Annotated in this window: 14 protein-coding genes; 9 read left to right on the forward strand and 5 right to left on the reverse strand. The window is 54.8% G+C overall.

The window, feature by feature from the left end; genetic code table 11:
* Positions 1 to 389: 389 nt before the first annotated feature.
* Positions 390 to 1469 carry a PDDEXK nuclease domain-containing protein gene (locus tag ACTH5D_RS14975; RefSeq protein WP_441672625.1) on the reverse strand — a complete coding sequence of 360 codons (1080 nt, stop codon included), beginning with the start codon at positions 1467 to 1469 and terminating at the stop codon, positions 390 to 392.
* Positions 1470 to 1554: 85 nt separating this feature from the next.
* Between ACTH5D_RS14975 and ACTH5D_RS14980 the strand changes: the two genes are divergently transcribed.
* Positions 1555 to 2049: a histidine phosphatase family protein gene (locus ACTH5D_RS14980; RefSeq protein WP_441672627.1), complete on the forward strand. Its 495-nt coding sequence runs from the start codon at positions 1555 to 1557 to the stop codon at positions 2047 to 2049.
* A 160-nt stretch (positions 2050 to 2209) separates the two neighbouring features.
* On the opposite strand, the gene ACTH5D_RS14985 is transcribed toward ACTH5D_RS14980, so the two are convergent.
* Positions 2210 to 2689 (reverse strand): Lrp/AsnC family transcriptional regulator, encoded by a 480-nt coding sequence (locus tag ACTH5D_RS14985; protein ID WP_441672629.1) that lies wholly within the window; start codon positions 2687 to 2689, stop codon positions 2210 to 2212.
* A 147-nt stretch (positions 2690 to 2836) separates the two neighbouring features.
* Here ACTH5D_RS14985 and ACTH5D_RS14990 point away from each other — a divergent pair, with 147 nt between their 5' ends.
* Together ACTH5D_RS14990 and ACTH5D_RS14995 are read left to right on the forward strand one after the other, a co-directional pair.
* Positions 2837 to 3877 (forward strand): zinc-dependent alcohol dehydrogenase family protein, encoded by a 1041-nt coding sequence (locus tag ACTH5D_RS14990; protein WP_441672631.1) that lies wholly within the window; start codon positions 2837 to 2839, stop codon positions 3875 to 3877.
* 117 nt (positions 3878 to 3994) lie between these two features.
* Positions 3995 to 4870, forward strand: a complete 876-nt coding sequence (locus ACTH5D_RS14995; protein ID WP_441672633.1) for a pirin family protein — start codon at positions 3995 to 3997, stop codon at positions 4868 to 4870.
* A gap of 3 nt (positions 4871 to 4873) precedes the next feature.
* On the opposite strand, the gene ACTH5D_RS15000 is transcribed toward ACTH5D_RS14995, so the two are convergent.
* On the reverse strand, positions 4874 to 5485 hold the full coding sequence (locus tag ACTH5D_RS15000) for a DNA-3-methyladenine glycosylase family protein (protein WP_441672635.1): 612 nt from the start codon (positions 5483 to 5485) through the stop codon (positions 4874 to 4876).
* Between the two features lie 221 nt (positions 5486 to 5706).
* Between ACTH5D_RS15000 and ACTH5D_RS15005 the strand changes: the two genes are divergently transcribed.
* Both ACTH5D_RS15005 and ACTH5D_RS15010 read left to right on the forward strand, forming a co-directional pair.
* Positions 5707 to 6918 (forward strand): MFS transporter, encoded by a 1212-nt coding sequence (locus ACTH5D_RS15005; protein ID WP_441672636.1) that lies wholly within the window; start codon positions 5707 to 5709, stop codon positions 6916 to 6918.
* Positions 6919 to 7022: 104 nt separating this feature from the next.
* Positions 7023 to 7274 (forward strand): hypothetical protein, encoded by a 252-nt coding sequence (locus ACTH5D_RS15010; RefSeq protein ID WP_441672638.1) that lies wholly within the window; start codon positions 7023 to 7025, stop codon positions 7272 to 7274.
* A gap of 46 nt (positions 7275 to 7320) precedes the next feature.
* Here ACTH5D_RS15010 and ACTH5D_RS15015 read toward each other — a convergent pair whose 3' ends face one another.
* Positions 7321 to 8016, reverse strand: coding sequence for an extensin-like domain-containing protein (locus ACTH5D_RS15015; protein WP_441672640.1), 696 nt, complete (start codon positions 8014 to 8016; stop codon positions 7321 to 7323).
* A gap of 162 nt (positions 8017 to 8178) precedes the next feature.
* Between ACTH5D_RS15015 and gmk the strand changes: the two genes are divergently transcribed.
* From gmk to ACTH5D_RS15035, 4 genes are all read left to right on the forward strand, one after another.
* Positions 8179 to 8811, forward strand: coding sequence for a guanylate kinase (gene gmk / locus ACTH5D_RS15020; RefSeq protein ID WP_441672642.1), 633 nt, complete (start codon positions 8179 to 8181; stop codon positions 8809 to 8811).
* A gap of 126 nt (positions 8812 to 8937) precedes the next feature.
* Complete coding sequence (gene rpoZ / locus ACTH5D_RS15025; RefSeq protein ID WP_007112267.1) at positions 8938 to 9195, forward strand: DNA-directed RNA polymerase subunit omega; 258 nt, start codon at positions 8938 to 8940, stop codon at positions 9193 to 9195.
* Between the two features lie 44 nt (positions 9196 to 9239).
* Positions 9240 to 11384, forward strand: a complete 2145-nt coding sequence (locus tag ACTH5D_RS15030) for a RelA/SpoT family protein (protein ID WP_441672645.1) — start codon at positions 9240 to 9242, stop codon at positions 11382 to 11384.
* Between the two features lie 123 nt (positions 11385 to 11507).
* Positions 11508 to 11897, forward strand: coding sequence for a RidA family protein (locus ACTH5D_RS15035; protein ID WP_441672647.1), 390 nt, complete (start codon positions 11508 to 11510; stop codon positions 11895 to 11897).
* 26 nt (positions 11898 to 11923) lie between these two features.
* Here ACTH5D_RS15035 and ACTH5D_RS15040 read toward each other — a convergent pair whose 3' ends face one another.
* Positions 11924 to 12805 (reverse strand): SDR family oxidoreductase, encoded by an 882-nt coding sequence (locus ACTH5D_RS15040; protein WP_441672649.1) that lies wholly within the window; start codon positions 12803 to 12805, stop codon positions 11924 to 11926.
* Between the last annotated feature and the right edge of the window lie 2 nt (positions 12806 to 12807).

Here is a 12807-nt window from a genome sequence, read left to right on the forward strand (position 1 = left end):
CTGGCAATGGAGCAGATCGCCGCCCACTTGGACGGGTATTCGCCTTGCTGTTCAAGGACTAATCAAACAGCTCGCTCTCGGACTTCTGGGGAATATCGTTTTGGTGAGTTCATAACTCCATCCTCTCAATATATGGAGTCTCCGGTAAAGCCGGGGTGGTTCAGTAGAGGCGTTGTCATTACATTTACACTCCAAATCTATTTAATCTGGCTTTGTCGCTGCTGCGGCATAAAAACTCATACTAATCAAATAGAGAGTGCTTGGTTAAGCCTACGTGGGCTGCAAAGACTTCCTGCATGTCGGTATTGTCTAGCAGTAGAAAACGGAGCTTAGGTTGTTATTCCTGGGATGGATATTACTATGTCTATTCTGGCTGTTTTGGGCTGATTTTAGATGCTATTGTATCTTTTTTTCGTTGCCGATAACTCATTGCCCAGCTCTTGCTGCTGAAGCTGTTCAACGGCCTGAGCCCGTTCGCGCTCTAGCTCGCGTTTAAGTTCATCTTCAGAGGGCAGATACGGCAGGTACTTCGCCGCAAACAGATGTTTTTGCTCGGCCAGCACCGAGTACTTGACCACGGCTTCGCTTTTTTCACTGCATAGCATCAAGCCAATAGTGGGGTTGTCGTCGCTGCCTTTGCGCTGCTCATCGTATAGGCGCACGTAGGTATCCATTTGGCCGATATCCTGATGCCTGAGCTTGCCGAGTTTTAGATCCACCAGCAAAAAGCACTTCAGTTTGAAGTTGTAGAATACCAAGTCGATGTAGAAATCTTCGTCGTCAAAGCGAATGCGTTGCTGGCGCTCCACAAAGGCAAAGCCTTTGCCTAATTCCAGTAAAAACTGCTGCAGGTTGCTGATAATGGCCTGCTCTAGCTGGCTTTCCTGATAGGTTTTATCCTGCAGATTAAGAAAATCCAGAATGTAGGGATCACGCAGATAGTCTTTAGCGCTTTCTGCCAGTGGCTGGGTGTTTTGTTGGGCTTCGGCTTTTACTAGGGATTTGTCTTGGCTGGCCAGCAGTCTCTCGTAATAGAGGGTGCTAATCTGGCGTTCTAGAGCGCGAACACTCCAGCTGTGCTGTTCGGCCTCTTGTTGATACCACGTTCGCGCACTTTGGTTTTCTACCTTCGCCAGCAGATTGTAATGTGACCAACTCAATTCGAGAGACACTGTCTCCCGAATTGGAAAGGCTCGATAAAAGCGGCGCATATTACGCAAGTTGGTGACATCAAAGCCCTTGCCCAGCCGCTCGGTAAGCTGGTGCGAGAGCTGCTGTAGCTGCTGCTTACCATACTCGGCACGGCTATTGCCTTGCTGTTCGTGCTCGACAATTAAACGGCCTATTTCCCAGTAGCTTTGTCCCATGGCCGTATTCACGGCTTGGCGCACCTGCCCGCGGGCTTGCTCTATCTGTTGGGTAATCGCGTTAACAAGGTTGCTAAAAGCGATTGGGCTCTGCTCGGTCATAGGCTTAACCCTTGGCTTCATAGACTAATGTCAGTTGGCTTAGGTGTAACAATATCAAATTTTGCCGATTTAAGGACGCCTCTCCATGCCCACCTTACGTCATCTCACGCTAATCCTGCTGCTCGCTGTGCTGAGCATCCTGCCCACCAGCGTCCAGGCAAACGAAACAACTTGGCAGGCGCTTAATGAGGGCGGCTTGGTAATTCTAATGCGGCACTCCCTGGCTCCTGGCATTGGCGACCCGCCAGGCTTTGAGCGTGGCCGCTGCGAGACGCAGCGCAATCTTTCAGCGGCGGGTCGTGCTCAGGCGCAAGCTGCTGGTCGTGCATTGCGTGAGCAGGATATCTCCATTGCGGCGGTGTATTCATCAAGCTGGTGCCGGGCGTTGGATACCGCGGAGTTGATGGCGCTGGGGCCTGTAGAGCCTACTCCCTGGTTAGATTCGTTTTTTCGCGGAGGCGCTAATTACTCAAACCGCTCAGGAGCAGATATCAGCTTGGCAGGGGGCGGGCAATTTGCTGCTAATCACCCATCAGGTGAACATTACGGCGTTGGTGGGCGGCGGCGTGGGCTCAGGTGAGATGATCGTGGTGCGCCCAACGGATGATTCGTTTCAGGTAGTGGGACGGCTAAGCGTTGGCGGCCAATAATCGCTAATTGGCTAAAAACCCCTGGTTCTCTTGCCAAGGTAGGGAAGGTGCTAATTACGTCAACGAGCACTCGATTCCTAACTGGCTTGTTTATAGCCCCAGCAGCTCCCCGACCGGCAGGTGGCTGGTCGCTTTCATTTCGCGCAGCGAGAGATTGGAGCGGATGCTCGATACCCCTGGCAGCTGGCGCAGCACCGTTTCGACGAAGTGGCTGTAGTCGTCCAGGTCTTTGGCCACCACTTGCAGTAAAAAATCGGCCTCGCCGGTGGTGTTGTGGCAGCTTAGTACCCGGGAGCTGGCCTGGATGATGCGCTCGAACTCTGCCGTTGCGGTTTCGCTGTGCTGGGTGCAGGTGATCTGCACGAATGCCATGACGCTGGCGCCCACTTTGCGACGATTGAGGATGGCTTGATAGCCTTCGATCACGCCGAGAGTTTCCAGGCGTTTGTGGCGTCGCCAGCAGGTGGCTTCGCTCAGATGAAGGTGCTCGGCCAACTGCGCGTTAGAGACACGCCCATCGGCTTGGAGTAACGCGGCCAATTTGGCATCCTTTTTATCTAGTTCGCTCATATTGAAAGCTCCTTTTGATTTATCCATTTTATATGAAAGAGTGCTTCAAAATGGCGGGGAATGTCCATCAGAAGGAAACGTAATTTCGGGCAGGGCTCGCTATAGTGGCCGTACTCAACTTGCCGCTAACGCGTTCAGGAGAACCCTATGAAAGCCGTCGTATTCGAGGAGTTTTCTGCCCCACCACGCATACAGCAGTTGCCCGACCCTACGCCTGAACCCCACGGCGTGGTGGTGAAGGTGATGGCGAACGGCGTGTGCCGCAGCGATTGGCACGGCTGGGTGGGGCACGATACTGATATCCAGCTTCCTCATGTGCCGGGGCATGAGCTGGCAGGCGTAGTCGAAGCCGTTGGTAAAGACGTAAAGCAGTGGCGCATTGGCGACCGCGTCACGGTGCCGTTCGTGGGTGGCTGTGGCACTTGCCCAGAGTGTCACTCGGGCAACCATCAGGTGTGCGATAGCCAGTTTCAGCCAGGCTTTACCCACTGGGGCTCCTTTGCTGAGTATGTGGGTATTCACTATGCTGATGTGAATTTGGTTGCATTGCCAGAGACGCTCGACTTCGCGACCGCGGCTAGCCTGGGGTGTCGGTTTGTCACTTCCTTTCGGGCGGTAGTCGATCAGGGCCAAACATCGGCCGGGCAGTGGTTGGCCGTTCACGGCTGCGGCGGTGTTGGTCTATCCGCCGTGATGATTGCCAACGCCATCGGGGCTAACGTTGTCGCCATCGATATTTCGGAAGAGGCGCTTAAGCTGGCCCGTCAGCTGGGCGCTACTGCCACCGTGAATGCCGCCAAGGTGGCCAATGTGGTGGAAGCGGTGGCGGAGATAACCCGGGGAGGCGCTCACGTATCGTTGGATGCGCTAGGGCACCCGACGACCTGCTTTAACTCCATCAGCAACCTGCGTAAACGCGGCAAGCATATTCAGGTGGGGCTGATGTTGGCTGAAAACAGCACGCCCGCTATTCCCATGAGTAAGGTCATTGCCCACGAGCTTGAAATACTCGGCAGCCATGGCATGCAGGCGCATCGCTATGACGCCATGCTGGCGATGATCCAGTCTGGAAAGCTGGCGCCTGAGCAGCTTATCGGCAAGCGGATTACTCTTGAGCAGTCGATTGATGCGCTGATGAACATGGATAAATTTGGAGGAGCGGGGGTGACGGTGGTGACGGAGTTCTAAGCAGGGGGTAGTTGCGATGGCACGTAACAATTTCCTGCAATGAAACGGGGCAAATTATTCGCTCCTTATCCGCGGCTTTAGGTTTTACGCTGGGCGGTATAGATAAAGGAGTACGTTATGTTATCAGACACTACCCAATCCGTGCGCCGCGTCATCGCCCAGCACCCCGCCCAGCGCGATGATATTGGTGATTTGGTCACCCGGCGGCCACTGCCGGGGCCTGGTTTGGATCAGCTCGATCCGTTTTTGTTTTTGAATCACCACGGCCCGCAGACATACCCGGCCAATAACCGGGGGCTGCCGTTTGGCCCGCATCCGCATCGCGGATTTGAAACGGTCACTTTTATTCTGGAAGGTTCGCTGGCGCATGCGGACAGCGCCAGCCATCAAAGCGTGATCCACGCGGGCGGCGTACAGTGGATGACCGCGGGCAGCGGCATTGTGCATGCGGAAATTTCGCCACCCGAGTTTTTACGCGACGGCGGCCCGCTGGAGATTCTGCAGCTGTGGGTCAATCTACCGGCGCGTTTGAAGATGAGCGAACCGCGCTACGTGGGTCTACAAGAAGCGTCCATTCCCGCTATTGCGCTACCGGGCGGCGGCGAGCTGAACCTGATTGCCGGGCAGTGGCAGGAAAGCGTTGGCCCTATAGAGACCTTAACCGGTGTCTTTATGTCGACCCTACGGCTGCCTGCGGGGGCGAATGAACAGTTACCTGTAGTACCTGGGCGGCAGGTGTTTCTCTACGTGGTGGAGGGAAACGTTGAGGTAGGAGGCGAACCCGTTCAATCTCACCATCTGATCGAAGTAGACCGTGAAGGCGAACACCTCAACATCGAAGCCAGCAGCGATGCACGCCTGCTGTTTGGCCACGGGGAAGTGATAGACGAACCTGTCTGCTCCCATGGCCCCTTTGTGATGACTACCCGCGAAGAGATTGCCCAGGCGGTGGAGGATTATCAGAATGGCAAGTTTGGTGGGTTGGACGTTTAGCGCCTACAGCGGCTCGCCGCGATAGTAGTGCCATAGAAACAGCGAGCCCACGCTGCGCCAAGGCGCCCAGTGTTCTATCATTTGGCGCGCCTGTTTGGGCGTGGGTTTGTCATCCATCCCTTTCAGGCGCCCCAAGGCTACGCGCAGGGCCAGGTCGTCGGCAGGAAAAATATCCGGACGGTTGAGAGAAAACATTAGGTAAATCTCAGCGCTCCAACGGCCAAAACCGCGTAGCTCGGTAATCGCGGCGATGGCGTCATCATCGCTTAGCTTTTCAAGCCCATCGGCGCTAAAGGTGCCGGTGAGTTCGGCTTCTGCCAGCCCCTTGGCGTATTCAATTTTCCGCCAGGAGAGCCCGGCATCGCGCAGCGCTTGGCCCTCTACTTCCATGATCGCTTTGGCGTGCAGTTCTGGCAGCAGCGTACTAACGCGGCCCATAATCGCACGAGCGGCCTCGGTGGAAAGCTGTTGGCTAACGATGGTACTGAAGAACGTTGCAAAACCCTGATCACGTTGGCGTGGGCTAGGCGCGCCGACCAATGGGTATGCGCGGGCAATATCGGGGTCGACCTCAGCAAGTGCCGACATGGCGTGCTCAATGGTATCGAGTGTCATCGCCTTCGCCTTATTGAAGAAATAAACAGTTAAGTGAACAGGATTAAGTGAACAGTATTGTGCACAGGCCGGTCGATAAAGCTCAATGAACGCTAGTAGGGCAGGCAAACGTTTTTTGCCTGCTAATTTTTTTGAACGTGGCGTATTTATACTTTCGTCTAATCCTGCGATCATTTGCGCTAATCAAGGTGCCAGCAGTGCAGTACCGCTAGGAGATAAATATGCAGGATTCGACAGCATCGTCGTCTCAAGGGCTGGCGCGCAAGCCGCGTCTGGCCGAATTTGTGTTGGCGCTGGGCGGGTTTGGGATAGGGACTAGCGAATTCGTCATCATGGGGTTGATGAACCGCGTGGCGGGCGATTTAGCCGTGACGGTTCCTCAAGTGGGCTACGCGATCAGCAGCTACGCGCTGGGTGTTGTGGTGGGGGCGCCGCTAATTTCAGCGCTGGCCGCCCGCGCGCCTCGGCGGCTGTTATTAATCGTGCTGATGCTGGTGTTTGCAGTGGGCAACATTGCTAGCGCTATGGCACCGAGTTTCTGGTCATTTGTGGGCCTGCGTTTTCTCGCGGGCTTACCGCACGGTGCCTACTTTGGCATCGCGGCGCTAGTCGCGGCCGGGGCGGTGCCGGTGGATCAACGGGCACGCGCTATTTCCAGGGTGATGCTGGGATTAACGGTCGCTATTTTGATCGGGGCGCCGCTAGGCACGTGGGCAGGCAACCAGTTTGGCTGGCAAATCGCCTTTGTGGGTGTGGGGGGAATTGCCCTGCTTACCGCTCTGCTAATACGTCTCTATGTACCGGTTCAGCCGGTGGATACAGGCGCCAGCCCTGTACGTGAGCTGTCTGCGTTGCTGAAACAGCGCGTCTTGGTCACTTTGGCCCTCGCCTGTATTGGCTGCGGCGGCATGTTCGCTATTTTTAGCTATGTAATGCCAACATTGACTCAGCAAGCGGGCATGAGCGAAGCACTGGGCCCGTTGGTGCTGGTGATTTTCGGGCTGGGCTCAATTGCCGGTAATTTAATCGGTGGCCGCATGGCAGATAAAAACCTCATGCGCGCAATCCCTTGCATCTTGCTGTGGTGTGGCATTGTTCAGGGGCTGTTTTACTTTGCCGCTAATAACGTTTGGACAGGGCTTTTGTGTGTCGGCTTGGTAGGCACCAGTATGGCGTTAGCGCCTTCGCTACAAACCCGCTTAATGGATGTGGCTGAAGACGCCCAAACCATGGCGGCCTCGCTTAACCACGCGGCTTTTAACGGCGCCAATGCGTTAGGCGCATGGTTGGCGGGATTGGCAATCAGCGCAGGCTTTAGCTGGTCAAGCACCGGCCTGGTAGGCGCTGGTCTGGCGTTCTGTGGGTTGGTGATTTTTGCCTGCGGATGCTGGCTGGAAAGGCGCACTTATGGCGTCGTGACCCAGCGTGTCTAGCGTTGTTTGGCGTTGCATGGTTATCGAACAGTGATCATTAAGTGGCAATTATGGTAAATTTTTTCTAGGGTATACGAGAAGCAACCCATAATAAGGAGATGACCATGCATACTCAGTTATTGCAAACGACACGCATAATGACGCTAGGTGCTGTGGCGGCGCTAACTATTGGTTTAGCTGGCTGCGGTACTTCCACTGGCGAGCGTGCTGCAAGTGGTGCAGGGGTGGGTGCAGCAGTGGGCGCCGGTGCTGCTGCGGTAACAGGTGGTAGCGTTACCCAAGGGGCGGTTATTGGTGGTGGTGTGGGTGCTGCCACGGGCGCCGCTACTGATTCAGACGACATTAATCTCGACTAAGTGTTGATTGACCCGTTAGAGACATAGTTTCTCAACGACAAGCCCCTTAACGACATAGCTGAAACCCGTGCATACCCATATGAAAGTGATCGGCATGCGCGGCGTTGTAATCGGGCCCCAGTACATTGCCAAAGGTATCGCAGGCGCCATCTTGAGCGGCGCGTAAAAACTCCCCAATCTCGCCTTCATCATCCCAATTGTTGATCAGCGTAATATGCTGGTTGTTCTCGAACTGAAACCCCACCACATCCAGCGCCTCAGCGGTGGCGTGTTCGCTGCGCCTGCCGGTTTCGCGGCCATACACGTGCCGGCACGCAAAGCTGCCGACATGATTCACCTGGCTGATGCGGCTGCCCATCAACTGCTCGGCGGCGGGTTGTAACGCGTGGCGTTCATACATGACCCAGGCCAGCGCCATGGGGCAGGAGGCAACAAAGCTCTGATTAAAAGCGACGCCGCTTGATTGCATTCGCACGATATTGGATAGCGGGCAGCTCGCGGTGGGGGCGTAATCGGCCAGTGGCGTGTAGCGCAGCTCACTTGCAGGGACCGTATCTAAAGCGGCCAGACAGCCGGCGCGATCATCCGCCAGGCGGCTGAGCTTGAGCTGAGTGATGGGCGTAATGGGGTCGTCAACGTGCAGCGGCGCCCAGGGTGCCCAGTGGCGTGGGATCTCAATAATTTCTTTTTGCAGGGCTACGCCCAGCGCTATTAAAGCTAATATAAACAGCGTACTGCGCATGCTTGCCTCCCTGTATGTTGTTACTAACCCTACAGCCGCAGCGATGGGTGTGCGATACTGCGCGGCCTTGCTGCTTTCCTGCAGCCGTTCTGGTTATTTTCGCCCTTTATTTTTCACAAATTATTTTCGCAACTTATTTGCGCAAACTGGGGAAATTGTTTCATGTCCCAAGGTACGCTTTTTATCGTTTCTGCTCCGTCGGGTGCTGGCAAGACCAGTTTGGTGCGTGAACTCATCGAAAGCCTGGATGGTATTCAAGTATCGGTGTCGCACACTACCCGTGCGAAGCGCGAGGGTGAAGTGAATGGCGTGAATTACCATTTCACTGATGTGGCCGCGTTTGAAACAATGATCGCGCGCGGTGAGTTTTTTGAGTATGCCAGAGTATTCGATAATTACTACGGCACCTCCCGCCAGGCGGTACAAGCATTACTGACGGCTGGGCAGGACGTTATTCTTGAAATTGACTGGCAGGGTGCGCATCAGGTGCGTGTGCAAATGCCTGATGCGGTATCGATTTTTATTTTACCGCCGTCGCGTGATGAGCTGGAGCGGCGCTTATCAAGCCGTGGCACTGACGAGCATGCGGTCATCGCCCGACGCATGCGCGAAGCGGTCAGCGAGATGTCTCATTACCATGAATATGACTATCTCGTCGTCAACGATGACTTCACTACCGCGCTGCAGGAATTACAGTCGTTGGTCATTAGCCGTCGCTTAAGCCGCTCGTTAATGAGCGAGCGCCACGCTTTGCTATTGTCTGCGCTCTTGTCACAGGCGCCTGCAATCGAGTAATCTGTTCGGTTCTATTGTTTTTAAATGCCGTTTTTAAGTGCGGTGTTAAATGCGTTTTTCCGCTGGGTCGGCCCGTTTATTTTCCATACGGCGCTGGCCTGGTTCTGTCATAACAGGAAGGCTCCCATGGCTCGCGTAACCGTTGAAGATTGTCTTGAAAATGTTGAAAACCGTTTCAAGCTGGTGATGATTTCTACCCAGCGTGCTCGCCAGCTGGCGCGCGGCTCCCGTGATGCGTTGCTGCCGTGGGAAAACGACAAGCCGACGGTGATGGCGCTGCGTGAAATTGCGGCAGGCTTGGTGGATCACACGGTTCTTGACGAGCCTGTTGAAGCCGCCGTGCGTCCGCGTCCTGCGATGGCTCCGACTCATATCGACGACTAACGGTTATCACTAAATCGATAACGCAAGCGATAGAGGCGCGGTAGATGTTCACCATTGATGACCTGGCTGACCGACTCGGCGGCTATTTACCCCCGGATGAAATCCAGCAGGTCAAACGCGCCTTCTATTACGCTGAGCAGGCCCACGATGGCCAGCGGCGTCGCTCTGGCGAGCCCTATGTTACCCACCCGCTAGCGGTGGCGAACATTCTTGCCAACATGCACATGGACCATCAAAGTTTGATGGCAGCCATGCTGCATGATGTTATCGAAGATACCGGGGTCTCCAAAAAAGCCCTGGCCGAGCAGTTTGGTAAACCGGTGGCAGAACTGGTGGATGGGGTATCAAAGCTTACCCAAATCACCTTTGAAGACAAAGCGGTTGCTCAGGCCGAAAACTTCCAGAAAATGGTGTTGGCGATGTCGCGAGATATTCGCGTCATCATCGTCAAACTTGCCGATCGGCTGCACAACATGCGTACGCTCGGGGCACTGAGACCGGACAAAAAGCGCCGTATTGCCCGTGAAACGCTGGAAATTTACGCGCGCATTGCCGGGCGGCTAGGCATCAACACCATTCGCATCGAGCTTGAAGACCTCTCTTTTCAGGCCATTCATCCAATGCGTGCCGAGCGCATTAAGCGCGCCGTCGCTAACGCTCGTGGGCATCGGCGTAGTGCCATGCGCGAAATTCAGTCGTCGCTGCAAAAAAGCCTTGATGATGATAGGCTCAATGGCACCGTGATTGGACGCCAAAAGCATCTCTTGTCGATCTATAAAAAGATGCGCGATAAGCGTAAGCCTTTTGCCGAGATCATGGATGTGTTTGGTTTTCGCATCATCACTGAAGATGTGGCCAGCTGTTACCGTATTTTAGGCGTGGTGCATAATCTCTATAAGCCGGTCCCCGGGCGTTTTAAAGACTACATCGCGATTCCCAAGGCCAACGGCTATCAGAGCCTGCATACCACGCTGTTTGGCTCACGCGGGATGCCTATCGAAGTGCAGATACGCACTCGCGAAATGGAAGCCATGGCGAATAACGGTATTGCCGCCCACTGGCTTTACAAGGCCGGGCAAACCTCGCATCCGATTGCTGAAGGTAGCCATGCACGCGCCCGCGCATGGGTTAAAGGCCTGTTGGAAATGCAGCGCCATGCCGGCGATTCACTGGAATTTATTGAACACGTCAAAAATGACCTGTTCCCTGATGATATCTATGTGTTTACGCCCAAAGGCGACATCATGGAGCTTCCCCAGGGAGCAACCGTGATCGATTTTGCCTACACCGTACACACGGATATCGGCAATAACTGTATCGCCTGCCGTATTGATCGCCACTTGGCGCCGCTTTCTACGCGTTTAGAAAGCGGCCAGACGCTTGAAATTATCACCGCCCCTGGTGCGCGCCCCAATCTTGCCTGGCTTAACTTCGTAACTACCGCGAAGGCGCGTTCAGCCATTCGCCACGCGCTTAAATATCAGCAGCAAACCGAGGCCGTCATGTTGGGCCGTCGGTTGCTCAATAAAGCCCTGGCGCCGTTTGACACCAGCCTGGAAGAGCTGGACGAAAGCGTGCTCAAACGGGCCTTTAAAGAGCTGGATGTCTCGTCTGAAGAGTCGCTATTGGAGTCACTGGGGCTGGGTAATCGCATGACGCAGGTGGTGGCAAGACGCTTAGTGGACGCCGCACACGGCGGTCACTATGTGCATCCTGCTACCGAAGACGGTAGCAAAGCGGTAGTGATCAGCGGCAGTGAAGGCATGGTGATCAACTTTGCGCGCTGCTGCCACCCGCTGCCGGGCGACCCGGTTGTTGGCCATCTTTCCATGGGGAAGGGCTTGGTTGTACACCGTGCCGAATGTAAAAACGTTGTTGATAAGAACTTTGCCGATAAAAATGATCCCGACAAGCTCTTCGCGCTGGAGTGGTCAGACACGATAGATGAAGACTTCCCGGTCGCCCTGCGCATTGAAATTGAGAGCCGCCGTGGCCTTGTGGCTGAGCTTGCTGGACTAGTCACGGATGCGGATGCCAATATCGAACGTATTGGCATTGAAGAACGCGATGCTCACCTTTCGACGGTCACACTGACGCTGTCTGTGAAAGGGCGAGTGCATTTAGCACGGATTATCAAACGGATCCGTAATCTATCTAATGTCGGCAAAATCACCCGACTCGCCAACTAATATCCCTATACACGACCTACTGATGCACTATCGGTAGCGTCTGCTATTGGTGGCGTTGGCTGAGTACTTATTTTAACGACGTATTCGAACGACTAATTATTAACTGAAGGAGCGAGACATCGCATGAGTAATAAGGCTGTTATCAACACCAGCAAAGCCCCTGCTGCTATTGGCCCTTACTCCCAGGCTATTAAAGCGGGTAACACGGTTTATCTTTCTGGTCAGATTCCGCTCGACCCTGCCACCATGGCGATTGTGTCAGAAGACTTTGAAGCTCAGGCACGCCAGGTCTTTGCCAACCTGCAGGCCGTGTGTGACGAAGCGGCAGGTTCACTGAGTGATATCGTGAAGCTGAACCTGTACTTGGTGGACTTGGATAACTTTGCCATTGTTAACCAAGTCATGGAAGAGTTCTTCACCGCTCCTTTCCCCGCCCGTGCTGCCGTCGGCGTCAAAGCGCTACCCAAAGGCAGCCAGGTGGAAGCTGAAGCAGTGATGATCATCGGCGATTAATTTTGCCTGCACTACGCTGCTGTATTTTAGACGGGATTAACCGCTAAAAAGCCGCTTTCTTTAAGCACCTGTGTATAACCTTCACGGTAGCTCGGGAAGCGGAATTGATAGCCGGCGTCGATGAGCCGCTGGTTATCGCAACGCTTGCTGGCGCGGCGGCGTAACGGGGATTGCATCGTCTCAGTGGCCGCTACTTTCAACTGCTGGGCTAGCCACATCATGACGTTATGCATCGTGACGGGCTCGCAGTCGCTGCCGAGGTAGATATCTTCCAGCGGCTCGCCGCTTTCCTGGCGACGAATCAAGTGGGCGATAATGCCGGTGCAGTCGTCGCGGTGAATGCGGTTGGAGTAAATCACCGGTGTAATCGCGGCCACGCGACCTTCGGCGACCTGATGAATCAGTCGGTCACGGCCTGGGCCGTAGATACCGGAGAAGCGAATCACCGTACCGGGCAGCGAATGATGAATCAGCGCCTGCTCGGCTTCGCACATTAGCTTGCCAGAGAAGCTAGTCGGATCGGTGGGGCTCTGCTCGTTGACCACTTCGCCTTCCTGCTGGCCATGGACGCTGGTCGAAGACACAAAAAACAACCGGCGCGGCGGCTTTTTGTGCTGCGCCATGATGCTCAGTACGCGTTTTAAGCCTTCGGGATAAGCACTTTGATAAGCGCTTTCTTCAAAGCGGTCCGCGCTGACCGTATACACGACATAGTCAGCGTGAGGAAGGCTCGATGCGTCGGTGTCTTCCAGACTATTCAGGTCTAGCGCGAGCGGTTTAATCCCGGTGCCCTTTAAGGCCTCGACGTTGCGGCGTAAGCCAATCACCCGGTGCCCTTCCTCCAGCAACTCGCGTCCAAGGTTGATCCCAATATCGCCACAGCCGATAATCAGTACGGTTAGCTTCACCG

This window comes from Halomonas sp. (genome assembly GCF_052095695.1).
Classification (GTDB): Bacteria; Pseudomonadota; Gammaproteobacteria; order Pseudomonadales; family Halomonadaceae; genus Vreelandella.

Bases quoted from the DNA above. Each gene is read 5' to 3' on its own strand.
- gmk (WP_441672642.1), top strand. From the start codon at position 8,179: ATGTCCCAAGGTACGCTTTTTATCGTTTCTGCTCCGTCGGGTGCTGGC.
- ACTH5D_RS15000 (WP_441672635.1), bottom strand. From the start codon at position 5,485: ATGACACTCGATACCATTGAGCACGCCATGTCGGCACTTGCTGAGGTC.
- ACTH5D_RS14985 (WP_441672629.1), bottom strand. From the start codon at position 2,689: ATGAGCGAACTAGATAAAAAGGATGCCAAATTGGCCGCGTTACTCCAA.
- rpoZ (WP_007112267.1), top strand. From the start codon at position 8,938: ATGGCTCGCGTAACCGTTGAAGATTGTCTTGAAAATGTTGAAAACCGT.
- ACTH5D_RS14975 (WP_441672625.1), bottom strand. From the start codon at position 1,469: ATGACCGAGCAGAGCCCAATCGCTTTTAGCAACCTTGTTAACGCGATT.
- ACTH5D_RS14995 (WP_441672633.1), top strand. From the start codon at position 3,995: ATGTTATCAGACACTACCCAATCCGTGCGCCGCGTCATCGCCCAGCAC.
- ACTH5D_RS15010 (WP_441672638.1), top strand. From the start codon at position 7,023: ATGCATACTCAGTTATTGCAAACGACACGCATAATGACGCTAGGTGCT.
- ACTH5D_RS15005 (WP_441672636.1), top strand. From the start codon at position 5,707: ATGCAGGATTCGACAGCATCGTCGTCTCAAGGGCTGGCGCGCAAGCCG.
- ACTH5D_RS14990 (WP_441672631.1), top strand. From the start codon at position 2,837: ATGAAAGCCGTCGTATTCGAGGAGTTTTCTGCCCCACCACGCATACAG.
- ACTH5D_RS15015 (WP_441672640.1), bottom strand. From the start codon at position 8,016: ATGCGCAGTACGCTGTTTATATTAGCTTTAATAGCGCTGGGCGTAGCC.
- ACTH5D_RS15030 (WP_441672645.1), top strand. From the start codon at position 9,240: ATGTTCACCATTGATGACCTGGCTGACCGACTCGGCGGCTATTTACCC.
- ACTH5D_RS14980 (WP_441672627.1), top strand. From the start codon at position 1,555: ATGCCCACCTTACGTCATCTCACGCTAATCCTGCTGCTCGCTGTGCTG.
- ACTH5D_RS15035 (WP_441672647.1), top strand. From the start codon at position 11,508: ATGAGTAATAAGGCTGTTATCAACACCAGCAAAGCCCCTGCTGCTATT.